Origin of the sequence: Wenzhouxiangella sp. AB-CW3, assembly GCF_014725735.1 — a bacterium.
Lineage (GTDB): Bacteria > Pseudomonadota > Gammaproteobacteria > Xanthomonadales > Wenzhouxiangellaceae > Wenzhouxiangella.
On record NZ_CP061368.1, the window covers coordinates 2,775,859 to 2,788,225 of the forward strand.

Here is a 12,367-nt window from a genome sequence, read left to right on the forward strand (position 1 = left end):
AAACGTGGCGCCCAACCCCATCGGTCGTCCCGGAATCGCCGCAGGCGATATCCGGGACCCCGCACATTGGAAATCGGCACGGCTCGACGCCGGGTTCAACCCTGTGCCCGCTCATGTGTGCGAGGCCCCGGATCATCGCTTTGCGCTGTCCGGGGCGACGAGGTTGTGAGGGAAACGTGGCGCCCAACTCCACCGGTCGTCCCGGAATCGCCGCAGGCGATATCCGGGACCCCGCACATTGGAAATCGGCACGGCTCGACGACCGGGTTCAACCCTGTGCCCGCTCATGTGTGCGAGGCCCCGGATCATCGCTGCGCGCTGTCCGGGGCGACGAGGTTGTGAGGGAAACGTGGCGCCCAACCCCATCGGTCGTCCCGGAATCGCCGCAGGCGATATCCGGGACCCCGCACATTGGAAATCGGCACGGCTCGACGCCGGGTTCAACCCTGTGCCCGCTCATGTGTGCGAGGCCCCGGATCATCGCTTTGCGCTGTCCGGGGCGACGAGGTTGTGAGGGAAACGTGGCGCCCAACTCCACCGGTCGTCCCGGAATCGCCGCAGGCGATATCCGGGACCCCGCACATTGGAAATCGGCACGGCTCGACGCCGGGTTCAACCCTGGGCCCGCTCATGTGTGCGAGGCCCCGGATCATCGCTGCGCGCTGTCCGGGGCGACGAGGTTGTGAGGGAAACGTGGCGCCGAACCCCATCGGTCGTCCCGGAATCGCCGCAGGCGATATCCGGGACCCCGCACATTGGAAATCGGCACGGCTCGACGACCGGGTTCAACCCTGTGCCCGCTCATGTGTGCGAGGCCCCGGATCATCGCTGCGCGCTGTCCGGGGCGACGAGGTTGTGAGGGAAACGTGGCGCCCAACCCCATCGGTCGTCCCGGAATCGCCGCAGGCGATATCCGGGACCCCGCACATTGGAAATCGGCACGGCTCGACGCCGGGTTCAACCCTGAGCCCGCTCATGGGTGCGAGGCCCCGGATCATCGCTGCGCGCTGTCCGGGGCGACGAGGTTGTGAGGGAAACGTGGCGCCCAACCCCATCGGTCGTCCCGGAATCGCCGCAGGCGATATCCGGGACCCCGCACATTGGAAATCGGCACGGCTCGACGACCGGGTTCAACCCTGTGCCCGCTCATGGGTGCGAGGCCCCGGATCATCGCTTTGCGCTGTCCGGGGCGACGAGGTTGTGAGGGAAACGTGGCGCCCAACCCCATCGGTCGTCCCGGAATCGCCGCAGGCGATATCCGGGACCCCGCACATTGGAAATCGGCACGGCTCGACGCCGGGTTCAACCCTGGGCCCGCTCATGTGTGCGAGGCCCCGGATCATCGCTTTGCGCTGTCCGGGGCGACGAGGTTGTGAGGGAAACGTGGCGCCCAACCCCATCGGTCGTCCCGGAATCGCCGCAGGCGATATCCGGGACCCCGCACATTGGAAATCGGCACGGCTCGACGACCGGGTTCAACCCTGTGCCCGCTCATGGGTGCGAGGCCCCGGATCATCGCTTTGCGCTGTCCGGGGCGACGAGGTTGTGAGGGAAACGTGGCGCCCAACCCCATCGGTCGTCCCGGAATCGCCGCAGGCGATATCCGGGACCCCGCACATTGGAAATCGGCACGGCTCGACGCCGGGTTCAACCCTGGGCCCGCTCATGTGTGCGAGGCCCCGGATCATCGCTTTGCGCTGTCCGGGGCGACGAGGTTGTGAGGGAAACGTGGCGCCCAACTCCACCGGTCGTCCCGGAATCGCCGCAGGCGATATCCGGGACCCCGCACATTGGAAATCGGCACGGCTCGACGACCGGGTTCAACCCTGTGCCCGCTCATGGGTGCGAGGCCCCGGATCATCGCTGCGCGCTGTCCGGGGCGACGAGGTTGTGAGGGAAACGTGGCGCCCAACCCCATCGGTCGTCCCGGAATCGCCGCAGGCGATATCCGGGACCCCGCACATTGGAAATCGGCACGGCTCGACGCCGGGTTCAACCCTGTGCCCGCTCATGTGTGCGAGGCCCCGGATCATCGCTTTGCGCTGTCCGGGGCGACGAGGTTGTGAGGGAAACGTGGCGCCCAACCCCATCGGTCGTCCCGGAATCGCCGCAGGCGATATCCGGGACCCCGCACATTGGAAATCGGCACGGCTCGACGCCGGGTTCAACCCTGGGCCCGCTCATGTGTGCGAGGCCCCGGATCATCGCTTTGCGCTGTCCGGGGCGACGAGGTTGTGAGGGAAACGTGGCGCCCAACTCCACCGGTCGTCCCGGAATCGCCGCAGGCGATATCCGGGACCCCGCACATTGGAAATCGGCACGGCTCGACGACCGGGTTCAACCCTGTGCCCGCTCATGGGTGCGAGGCCCCGGATCATCGCTTTGCGCTGTCCGGGGCGACGAGGTTGTGAGGGAAACGTGGCGCCCAACTCCACCGGTCGTCCCGGAATCGCCGCAGGCGATATCCGGGACCCCGGGCGTGGCGGAGCTGCACGGCGTTGGGTGTAGGCGGATGGCTGGAATCGGCGTAGAATCTTGTAGCGATGAGTGACTGGCTTTCGGGCAAGACGGTGTCGCTGGTCCTCGGGTCCGGTGGGGCGCGAGGGTTGGCACATATCGGTGTGATTCGGGCGCTCGAGGCTGCCGGGGCCAGGATCGAGGCGGTGTCCGGCAGTTCCATGGGCGCGCTGGTGGGCGGCATTTACGCCACCGGCAAGCTGCAGGCCTACGAGGACTGGGTCTGCGGGCTGGAGCGCTCCGACGTACTCTCGTTTGTCGACTGGTCGTTTGCTGGCGGCGGACTGATGCAGGGCCGCAAGATCATCAACAAGCTTGAGGAGCTGGTCGGAAAAACCAACATCGAGGAGCTGGAGATCGATTTTACCGCCGTGGCGGTCGATATCGACCATGGCCGCGAAGTGTGGCTGAGCCGTGGCTCGCTGTTCGACGCCATACGGGCTTCGATCGCCATTCCGGGTATTTTCACGCCCCACCGCTACCGGGGCCGCACGTTCGTCGACGGCGGCATTCTCAATCCCGTGCCGGTAGCACCCACGTTGAGAAACATGACCGACCTGACCATCGTGGTCGACGTTAACGGGCCTGAATCCGATCCGGCTCCGCTGGAAGAAGGCCCCCCATCCGACAACGAATCCGAAGGCGTCATGAACCGCCTGCGGGAGTTCGTCGACGGATTCCGCTCCGATCGGCAGCCGGAGGAAACCCGGCCGGGCCTGCTGGCCGTGCTGATGCGGTCGCTCGACACCATGCAGTCTGTAATCGCGCGCCAACATCTGGCCGTATTCCAGCCCGACCTGGCCGTGCTGATTCCCAAGAATGCCTGCATGGTGCATGAGTTCTACCAGGCACGCGCAATGATCGATCTGGGTCGGGACCTGGCTGAACAGAGTTTCAGGTCCAGGGATCGGTATACTGTTCAGCCCGCACCCTACGACAAGGCGGAGAATGAGACCGATGGTGAATGACGACCAGATGCTGTTCGACGAAGCGGCCGACTCAGTGGTTGATCTGGGCAACCGGATCGCAGAAAGCAACCCCGGGGCCGATCCCTGGGCGCTGGCCGACGGACTGATTGCCGGCGCTGTCCATTTCTGGCTTTACGCCCATCAGCCCGAGCGGCCCGTGCCGTCCGACGATGACCTGCTCACGGCCCGAGAGCGGGTACAGGAACTGGTCGACCTCATCATGCAGTCCGCCGAAGACAGCGAATACCTGCACTCCCCCCTGGACAACGACGTCGGACGAGCTTGAAGGGCAGGTTCGAGGCAAAGACCTAGAACCTCGAACCTAGCTCCTCGAACCTAGTCTCCTCGAACCTCGAACCTGCCCCTTACCGCTGTGCGTCGCGGATGGCCTTGAACTCGTTGCCTTCGTACCACTCCGGCCATTCTTCGCTGTCGGCGAGATGGCGGCCTACCTTGTAGAGCAGCTCGAAGTCTTCCATGACGCCACGCAGGTCCCAGTCGGGATCATATTCATCCGCGGGCTTGTGATAGCGGTTGTCGCGGTAGTCCCGCGCCCAGGCCTCGCCGTACTCGCGGCCGTGCTCACGGTGATCCTCTCCACCCTTGGCGTAGAGCGCCGGAATGCCGGCCCGGGCAAAGTTGAAGTGATCGGAGCGGTAGTAGAACCCGGCCTCGGGACTGGGCTCGGGCTCGATGTAGCGGTCCTGCGCCTCGGCCGCCACGGCCAGGATGTCCTCCAGTTCGGAGGAACCATAGCCAACGACCACCACGTCACGCATGGGACCGGCCAGGGTCATGGCATCCATGTTGATCGCGGCCACGGTGTTTTCGTGCGAAAAGACCGGATCGTGCACGTAGTGGGCAGAACCGAGCAAACCGGACTCTTCCAGGGTCACGGCCATGAACAGGACCGAACGCTCCGGCGTGCCGGCTTCCTGGAAGGCACTGGCGATTTCGATCAGTCCCGCCGTGCCCGAGGCATTGTCGATGGCCCCGTTGTAGATTCCTTCCGAACCCGGAATGTCCTCGTCGCGTCCGAGATGATCCCAATGCGCCATGTAGACGATGGCCTCATCGGGCCGCTCCGTGCCCGGCAGCAGTCCCAGCACGTTGTAGGACAAGCCCTCGCGTATGTCGTTGCGCACACTGGCAGTCGCCGTGGCACCCAGGTTGACTGGCGTGAAACCGCCGGCACCGGCCCGCTCCCGTTCCTCGTAGAAATCCAGCCCGGCATTGGCAAACAGTTCCTGTGCGGCATCCACGGTGATCCATCCCTCGATCACCGATCTGGGCTCGTCACCTTCTTCGGCGAGCACGAACTGAGGCGTTGACCAGGAACCCGTGACGACTTCCCAGGGATAGGAAGCCGGCTCGGTCTCGTGGACGATGATGGCGGCAGCCGCTCCCTGTCGGGCGGCTTCCTCGTACTTGTAGGTCCAGCGACCGTAATAGGTCATGGCCCGACCACTGAACACGTCCTCGTCGCCAGCGTCATAACCGGGGTCGTTGACCAGAATGACCACCGTCTTGCCTTCCACGTCCAGACCGGCATAGTCGTTCCAGTCGTATTCCGGGGCCACGATGCCGTAGCCGACAAAGACGACGTCGCTGTCTGACACGCCGTGCTCCTCCTCGCCAAGCAGGCGCGTGTTGATGATCATGTCACCCGGGTAGACCAGCTCAACAAGCTCATCATCGAATGCAATATCGAGGGAGGATCGATGCCGATTGGTCAGCTCCAGGTTGGGCACGGGCTGCAGGTAGCTGTCCCCGTAGCCGGGCTTCAGGCCCAGCTCCGCGAACTCGCGCACGAGAAAGTCGACGGTCAGACGCTCTCCCCGGGTACCGGGTGCGCGGCCCTCGAACTCGTCGGAAGCCAGGATCTGGAGGTTCTCGTCGTAACGATCCATCAGCATCGCACCGGCGGGCACCTCCGGCATGGACGGGTCCATGACTTCGGGCTGCTCGGCTTCGGTGACCTCAGGTGCCGGCTCGGCGGGTTCGGCCGGCTCCTCGGCAGGCTGGCAGGCGATCAGTGCCAGGCTGGCGCACAGGCAGAAAAAGATTCGGTTCATCGGAAATCCAGCAAGACTATTGACCAGATCGCATTGTAGCCCCGAGCGCGGCCCAGTGCGAGTTAGATCAGGCCGGACTCCAGGGCCTTGAGGACCGCCCGGGTACGATCCCGCACTCCGAACTTCGACAGGATGCTTGAAACGTGGTTCTTGATCGTGCCTTCGGCCACATTGAGCGCATTCGCGATCTCCTTGTTCGAGTAGCCGCCGGCCATCAGGCGCAGAATCTCGGTTTCGCGCCCGGTCAGTGGATCCGGCGTGGGCAGGCTGGAAAACTCGGTTCGCATCTGGCCCAGGCCCTTCATCAGGCGCTCGGTCACAGCGGGCTTGACAAGCGTTCCCCCGCTGGCCACGGTTCGTACGGCCGTCAGTAGCTCCTCCAGAGCCACATCCTTGAGCAGGTAGCCACGAGCACCGGCGCGAATCCCGGCCAGCACCAGCTCTTCATCATCAAAAGTCGTCAGAATAATGGTCGGCGGCAACTGATCGCTTTCGCCGAGCTCCGTCAGCACGTCGATTCCGTTTTTCCCCGGCATCCGGATATCGAGCAGCAGCACATCGGGCGCCAGCTCGGGCACACGCTCGATCGCACTCTCCCCATCAATTGCCTCGCCGACCACCTCTATATCGTCGGCCAATTCCAGTAGCGAACGCACGCCCTGCCGTACCAGCGTCTGGTCGTCGACCACCATTACCCTGATCATGATGCATTCTCCTGTGGAAGCCAGGCCTTAACCTGAAACCCGGCGCCCGGCCGGGTGGCAATATCCAGCCGGCCACCGATCTCCCTGAGTCGTTCCCGCATACCATTGATGCCATTGCCGGGAAGAATATCAGGCGCCCCCCGGCCATTGTCACGTGCCCGCAACACCAGACCATCCTCGCCCATGATCAAGCTGATCCACAACCGCGTGGCCTGGGCGTGGCGCACCGTGTTGGTAATCACCTCCTGAGCGCACCGCAACAGGATTTGCGCCCGACGAGGGTCGGTTGCCGCCACGCCATCGGGTATGTCCAGCGTAATTTCGAGATCCGGCACACCCTCGGCCAGGGTTGTCAGGGCCTCACGCAAATCAACCTGGTCATCCCGGCGCATGTCGCTGACCACCTCTCGAACGTCCGACAACAGCAGGCGGGCAATCGAGCCGGCCTTGTCCACGTGGTCGCGCGCCTTGCCTTCCGACAGGTGACTGGCAACCTCCAGATTCAAGGTCAACGCGGTCAAGTGATGTCCCACGAGATCATGCAGGTCGCGCGAGATTCTCACCCGCTCGGCAATACGTGTGTTTTCGGTCAGCAGGGACTGGGTGGCGAGCAGTTCAGAGTTGACCCGACGCAGCTCGGCGCGGGCCTTGACCTGCCTGAGGGCCAGCAATGAGGCCACGAACGGCACCGAGGTCATGGCCAGGTTCATCAGCAGGTACACCAACACCACCTGCCAGTTGCCGTCAGGCACCACCAGCACCCAGACGCTGATCACGACCGCCAGCACCGCCGCCCAGGCCACGCCAATGACCAGTGGAAGCAACCAGGGTAACAGGGCGGCTACCAGCATGGCCAGCAGGCTGCCCAAGCCGGACCGGGTGAAATAGCTAACCGCGCAGGCCCCCAGCGATAGCAACACCAGCACGAACACCCGCTTCCAGAAAGCGCCCTGGCGCTGGCGCGGAATGACCGGGTGCCAAAGCGCGACCAGAAACAGCAGTGCGCCCGCCCACCAGCCGGCAATTCGCACCGTCTGGGCCCCTTCCGGCATGAGCAGGGGAAGAATCAGCAAGGGCAGTGCCGTCAGCACCCACAGCAGCGTGCCCACGTACCGCAGCCATTCGATGGGCTTGAGCTCACCGAGTTGCTGCAGGCGACCGAAAAAGCCGTTGACCCAGTTGATCCACATGATGCTATTTTAACCCGGCCCTCGCCATACAGGATGAGCCAGTGGTCATGGCCCAAACGAAAACCGCCGGGCAGAGCCCGGCGGTTTCGGATCATTTCGGGAAACTCAGTTCCCTGTAATCGGCCCTGTATCAGGCGCGGAAGAAGCGGATACCGATACCACCGGCAATCAGCATCATCAGCGCGAACAGGATCAGACCCCACTTCTGCATGGTCGGAACCACCAGAGGCTGACCGGAGCAGGAGAAGCTGTATTCCACGGTCTCGTTGTTGGGGTCATTCGTGGTGCACGACAGCGTGGCCGAATAGCTCGCAACGTCCGGAAGTTCACAAGCAATCTGGAACCCGAAGTCTTCGCCGCCGCCAATCGATTCGTCAATACTGGCCGGAGATAGGTCAAACACGCCATCCGGGTCATCCAGGGAGCCACAGCTCAGGTCCAGATCGGCATTGCCATTGTTGCTGACAGTGACATTCTGGCTAAGGACGGCACCAGGCTGGCTCATGCCCAGATTGACATTCGGGCCCGGGTTGGTCGAGAAGCGGGCTTCGGTGACGCCTTCGCCCGTGGCCTCCGCGGTATCGGAACGGGTATCGCCATTGCCATCTTCACCGCTGACCGTCAGCGTGGCCGAAACCGCACCATCGCTGGTCGGCGTGAACTCGACCGTAACCGAGCAGGTGTCTCCCGGCGCAAGCGACGTGCCATCGCAGTCTTCGGTATCGATGCTGAACTGTCCATCACCTGACAGCGAGACAGTATCAATGGCCACGGCCGATCCGCCGCTTTCATTGTTGGACACCGTGAAGGTGTGCTGCTCGGAGTCCTCGTTGGTCAGCAACTCGCCAAAGTCATGATCGGCGGAAATCGTGATGTCGCCTGCGGGGCCGGGGGTACCTTCGCCGCTGAGAGCAACCGAATCATTCGTGGTCTGACCGGCATCGCTCTGAACGGTGATAGTGCCTTCACGGTTACCGAGATCACCTGGCTCGAAATCAACGTACTGCTGGCAATCTTCACCATCGGCAAGCGAGAACGGGAAGGTCGTTGGGCAATTCCCACCAGAGACCAGAGAGAAGTCTCCTGCATGAGTGCCGCCGATGATGATGTCACTCACTTCAAGATCGATATCGTCAGTGCCTTCATTGCTGATGGTGAAGGGTTGCGCACCAGCGGGGCCCTCACCCACTTCCTGGGTCTGGAAGTCCAGGCTGGTTGGTTGTACGTTCAGGACAGCGCTAATATCTACGACATTCACTGCACCGTCGTTCAATGTTACGTCAGCATCACCCGGGAAAACTGAACTGATCGACAGTTCAAGCGGTGTGTCATCACCAACCTCGGCCGAACCATCAACATCGAAAGTAATCGTGCCACCAGGAACGAAATCCGGCAGATTATTTGGGGAATTATCCAAGCTCACTCGAATGACCGACGGATTGCCATCGTCAATGACAATACAAGCTGCGTTGCTAATGCCACTCACGTTGTCCAAACAACCATCGGGGACATCCTCAAAGACACCCGGGAACACCTCTTCCTCGGTGACCTGAGGATCAATGTGATCGGTTGAAAAAGTTATATCAAAGAAGATTTCCGTAACATCTTCCGCCGAGTTCTCGAAGGACCATTCAACGGTCGCTTCGGCTGTACCTTCGGCAATATTTGCCTCCGAAACCGTGACCGTCGCACCGATGGCCTGGCTTGTCATAAGGAGGCAACTCGCCGCAAAGACCGTTGAAACAAAAAGACGTTCTAACATCACTCTTACCTCGCCTAACATGATTTGTGAATTCTAGTTTATTTGGCCCAACTCAGCGCAAGACTTCGCAGGAATTTTGACCCGTAGCCATTGCAGCGAAGATGGCGAATCTGTCGTCGGAGTTGACCACTCCATCCTCGTTGAAGTCGGGTTGCCCTCCCGCGGGAGTACCCCCTCCAGTGGCCATTTCCACGAAAATGGCTTGACGGTCATCGGAGTTCACTTCTTGCCAGCCATCGCTGGCCGGCGCACGATCAGGATCTGTCAATCCACGACACAGACGGCCGGGACGTGTGTCGCGACGTGAGTCGAAGTCGTCAAAGTCGATGTGGGCATTGGTACCGCCATCCGCACCATTGATGTTGCCCAGGAAGGTTCGAACCAGGGGCACGCCGCTGGTGTCATGGGTTGTGACGAGGTCCTGCGTTTCATCGTCATGATTGACAGCAAAACGAATCTCGGCGTTGTCATCGGATGCCCAGACAAGCTGGACTGAATGCCAGCCACCGCCAATCCCATCAGCCGAAAGGGAAACGGCGCTACCGCCATCATCGTAGACCTGCAACACCAGGTCTCCATGATCATTACCGGGCTGGAACCAGACCTGAATAACATCCTCGTCGTTCTGATCTTGAGCCGCGAAGATCAGGACATCCTCGTCTCCAGCATAGTCAAGAAAGACATAGAAGCGGGCCTTATAAGTCGTCTCATTATTCGGCGAGTCGGTGCCCACATATCGTTCTGACCCATCTACCGGCACACGGAGTCCACACGGCCCGCCGTAACGACGATTGCCGCTGCCCTGGTAACCCGTGTTGCTGTCATCCAGACCCTCAGTAAGGCTGTTGGTCCACCTTTCAACCGTGCAGGTTGGCAATGCATGGGCCTGCAGGGACAAACCAAGGAAGGCAGCTGCGGCGCTGCCGATCAGCAAGCAGCGGGCCAGCCGCCGGGTGCGATTCATGTTCATTTTCATTCCTGACCTCATTTGATTGAGCACTCCATGGAATTTCATTCTGGTGACCGGCTGGTTGCCAAAAAGCTGGCATGACCCTCCGACCACGACTCCCATCGAGGCATGACATTGCGAGTGTATATCAGGCACGGCCTGGTCGCAAGCACGTAAAGACAACGGCCATCACGGAAAATTCAATACCCGTGGGCATTTCGGCGATACCGCACGCCGATTCTTCCGGCCCGTTGTTGCCTCTCACTACCTCTATACGCAATTCGTCGGGAAAACGGGTCATCGGATTTCGAAGTTTTCGGGTCGGGAGGGGTATTGACGCGTTGCTCCAGCCAAGTACGAGGATCTCAATTGGGGCTCGCCGGTGGCTTCGTTGCATGCCGTGCAGAAACGCTGCGCCGGACGGGATTGCTGCGCCCGCCTGCGGCGGGCTTGTCCTTCGGACTGAAGCGCTTCGCGCTTCAGCGAGCTCGCCATGCTGCGCATGGCTCGGTTGACTGCGCGGCCTGCGGCCGCTTGCCCTCCACGCGCGACGGCATTCCGGATTCGCTTCTTGCGCTGCGCGCAAACCGCGAAACCTCCACTACCTCCGCTTCGCTCCGGGTAGCTCCGGCCGCTACGCGGCCTGCGCATCGATCCCTCTCCCCCAGCCAGATACGAAAAAACCCGCGCAAGGCGGGCTTTTTCGTATCTGGCTGGGGGAGAGGGATTCGAACCCCCGCTGACGGAGTCAGAGTCCGTAGTCCTACCACTAGACGATCCCCCAAGAGATCGTTTGCGGACAGTCTCAAGACACGTAGGTCGGGGTTGCATCCCCGACGGACGAGAGCTCGGCAGGCTCCGCGTGCCGGGGACGCAGCCCCGGCCTACAGTGTGTGCTGGCTTCCGATTATCGCTTGGAGTACTGGGTGGCTTTACGGGCCTTATGCAGACCAATCTTCTTCCGCTCAACCGCACGCGAGTCACGCGTCACGAAGCCGGCCTTGCGCAGCGGGCCGCGCAGTTCTTCGTCGTACTCCATCAGCGCTCGGGCCAGACCCAAGCGAATAGCGCCGGCCTGGCCGGTGGTGCCGCCGCCGGAGACGGAGACGTTGACGTCGAAGTTGTCGATCATTTCGACCAGTTCCAGCGGCTGGCGCACGATCATCTGCGCGGTCTTGCGGCCGAAGAACTCGTCAAGCGGCTTGCGGTTGACGGTGATCTGGCCGTTACCCCGGCGCAGGAAAACTCGTGCGCTGGAGGTCTTGCGTCGGCCGGTGCCGTAATACTGTTCGGTTGCCATCTTCTTACAATTTCCTCAAAAATTCACAGTTCCAGCGGCTGCGGCTGCTGCGCGACATGCGGATGCTCGGGGCCGGCATAGACCTTGAGCTTGGAAAGCATGGCACGACCCAGCGGTCCGCGCGGCATCATGCCCTTGACGGCCAGCTGAATGACCTTCTCGGGGCGCTTGTCCAGCTGCTTTTCCAGGCTGATGGACTTGAGATTGCCGATGTAGCCGGTGTGATGGTGATAGATCTTGTCGCTCATCTTCTTGCCGGTGACGTGAATCTTCTCGGCATTGATGATGACGACGTAATCACCGGTATCCACATGGGGCGTGAACTCGGGCTTGTGCTTGCCGCGCAGGCGACGGGCCACTTCGGTGGCCAGCCGGCCCAGCGTCTTGCCCTCGGCATCGATGAGATGCCATTGACGACGCACGTCCTGCGCCCTGGCGCTGTAGGTTTTCATGGGTTCAATCCGCTCGCAGATAAAGTCGCTGTAGCAAAGAGCGGGAATTCTACAGGAAGAATGTCCGGCCCGCAACAGCACCGGATGCGGCGATTCAACGCCCCTCGGCACCCTCTTCCGGTTCGGCCAAGCGCAGGCGCGCCACCGGCCGGCCACCGACAAGGTGCGACTCGATGATTTCGTCAAGATCGGACTCGTCGATGTAGGTGTACCACACTCCTTCCGGGTAGACCACCAGGCACGGCCCCTCTTCGCAGCGGTCCAGGCAGCTCGTGGTGTTGGCCCGGGCACCGCCCGGCCCGGCCAGCCCCAGTTCTTTCAGTCGCGCCTTGGTGTAGCCGCGCAGTCGAGCCGAGTCGCAATGGCCGCAGGAAGGGCGTTCGGCGCCATCGGCACGCTTGTTGGTGCAGAAGAACAGATGATGCCGGTAATAGTCCATGGCCTGACTAT

At 62.0% G+C, this 12,367-nt stretch carries 10 protein-coding genes and 1 tRNA gene; 2 read left to right on the forward strand and 9 right to left on the reverse strand.

Going from position 1 to position 12,367, the window contains the following annotated elements; all coding sequences use genetic code 11:
- The first annotated feature begins 2,543 nt into the window (after nt 1-2,543).
- Together IC757_RS12090 and IC757_RS12095 are read left to right on the forward strand one after the other, a co-directional pair.
- A complete protein-coding gene (locus IC757_RS12090) occupies nt 2,544-3,485 on the forward strand; it encodes a patatin-like phospholipase family protein (RefSeq protein WP_190974561.1) in 942 nt (313 codons plus the stop codon).
- Entirely contained in the window at nt 3,475-3,771 is a 297-nt protein-coding gene (locus tag IC757_RS12095) for a hypothetical protein (RefSeq protein ID WP_190974562.1), read from the forward strand. Before IC757_RS12090 ends, IC757_RS12095 begins: the two co-directional genes overlap by 11 nt.
- Before the next feature lie 79 nt (nt 3,772-3,850).
- Here IC757_RS12095 and IC757_RS12100 read toward each other — a convergent pair whose 3' ends face one another.
- The 9 genes from IC757_RS12100 to IC757_RS12140 form a co-directional block, all read right to left on the reverse strand.
- Complete coding sequence (locus IC757_RS12100) at nt 3,851-5,560, reverse strand: M28 family metallopeptidase (protein WP_190974563.1); 1,710 nt, start codon at nt 5,558-5,560, stop codon at nt 3,851-3,853.
- A 62-nt stretch (nt 5,561-5,622) separates the two neighbouring features.
- Complete coding sequence (locus tag IC757_RS12105; RefSeq protein ID WP_190974564.1) at nt 5,623-6,264, reverse strand: response regulator; 642 nt, start codon at nt 6,262-6,264, stop codon at nt 5,623-5,625.
- Complete coding sequence (locus tag IC757_RS12110) at nt 6,261-7,454, reverse strand: sensor histidine kinase (RefSeq protein WP_190974565.1); 1,194 nt, start codon at nt 7,452-7,454, stop codon at nt 6,261-6,263. Before IC757_RS12110 ends, IC757_RS12105 begins: the two co-directional genes overlap by 4 nt.
- 130 nt (nt 7,455-7,584) lie before the next feature.
- Nucleotides 7,585-9,237 carry an IPTL-CTERM sorting domain-containing protein gene (locus tag IC757_RS12115; protein ID WP_190974566.1) on the reverse strand — a complete coding sequence of 551 codons (1,653 nt, stop codon included), beginning with the start codon at nt 9,235-9,237 and terminating at the stop codon, nt 7,585-7,587.
- Between the two features lie 31 nt (nt 9,238-9,268).
- On the reverse strand, nt 9,269-10,180 hold the full coding sequence (locus IC757_RS12120) for a hypothetical protein (protein ID WP_190974567.1): 912 nt from the start codon (nt 10,178-10,180) through the stop codon (nt 9,269-9,271).
- Between the two features lie 695 nt (nt 10,181-10,875).
- Nucleotides 10,876-10,949 (reverse strand) — tRNA-Gln (locus IC757_RS12125).
- Nucleotides 10,950-11,072: 123 nt separating this feature from the next.
- Nucleotides 11,073-11,465 carry a 30S ribosomal protein S9 gene (gene rpsI, locus IC757_RS12130; RefSeq protein ID WP_190974568.1) on the reverse strand — a complete coding sequence of 131 codons (393 nt, stop codon included), beginning with the start codon at nt 11,463-11,465 and terminating at the stop codon, nt 11,073-11,075.
- A gap of 23 nt (nt 11,466-11,488) precedes the next feature.
- On the reverse strand, nt 11,489-11,917 hold the full coding sequence (gene rplM, locus IC757_RS12135) for a 50S ribosomal protein L13 (RefSeq protein WP_190974569.1): 429 nt from the start codon (nt 11,915-11,917) through the stop codon (nt 11,489-11,491).
- A gap of 94 nt (nt 11,918-12,011) precedes the next feature.
- Entirely contained in the window at nt 12,012-12,356 is a 345-nt protein-coding gene (locus IC757_RS12140) for a (2Fe-2S) ferredoxin domain-containing protein (RefSeq protein ID WP_190974570.1), read from the reverse strand.
- Between the last annotated feature and the right edge of the window lie 11 nt (nt 12,357-12,367).

Bases quoted from the DNA above. Each gene is read 5' to 3' on its own strand.
- rpsI (WP_190974568.1), bottom strand. From the start codon at position 11,465: ATGGCAACCGAACAGTATTACGGCACCGGCCGACGCAAGACCTCCAGC.
- IC757_RS12110 (WP_190974565.1), bottom strand. From the start codon at position 7,454: ATGTGGATCAACTGGGTCAACGGCTTTTTCGGTCGCCTGCAGCAACTC.
- IC757_RS12095 (WP_190974562.1), top strand. From the start codon at position 3,475: ATGGTGAATGACGACCAGATGCTGTTCGACGAAGCGGCCGACTCAGTG.
- IC757_RS12090 (WP_190974561.1), top strand. From the start codon at position 2,544: ATGAGTGACTGGCTTTCGGGCAAGACGGTGTCGCTGGTCCTCGGGTCC.
- IC757_RS12140 (WP_190974570.1), bottom strand. From the start codon at position 12,356: ATGGACTATTACCGGCATCATCTGTTCTTCTGCACCAACAAGCGTGCC.
- IC757_RS12120 (WP_190974567.1), bottom strand. From the start codon at position 10,180: ATGAATCGCACCCGGCGGCTGGCCCGCTGCTTGCTGATCGGCAGCGCC.
- IC757_RS12100 (WP_190974563.1), bottom strand. From the start codon at position 5,560: ATGAACCGAATCTTTTTCTGCCTGTGCGCCAGCCTGGCACTGATCGCC.
- rplM (WP_190974569.1), bottom strand. From the start codon at position 11,917: ATGAAAACCTACAGCGCCAGGGCGCAGGACGTGCGTCGTCAATGGCAT.
- IC757_RS12115 (WP_190974566.1), bottom strand. From the start codon at position 9,237: ATGTTAGGCGAGGTAAGAGTGATGTTAGAACGTCTTTTTGTTTCAACG.
- IC757_RS12105 (WP_190974564.1), bottom strand. From the start codon at position 6,264: ATGATCAGGGTAATGGTGGTCGACGACCAGACGCTGGTACGGCAGGGC.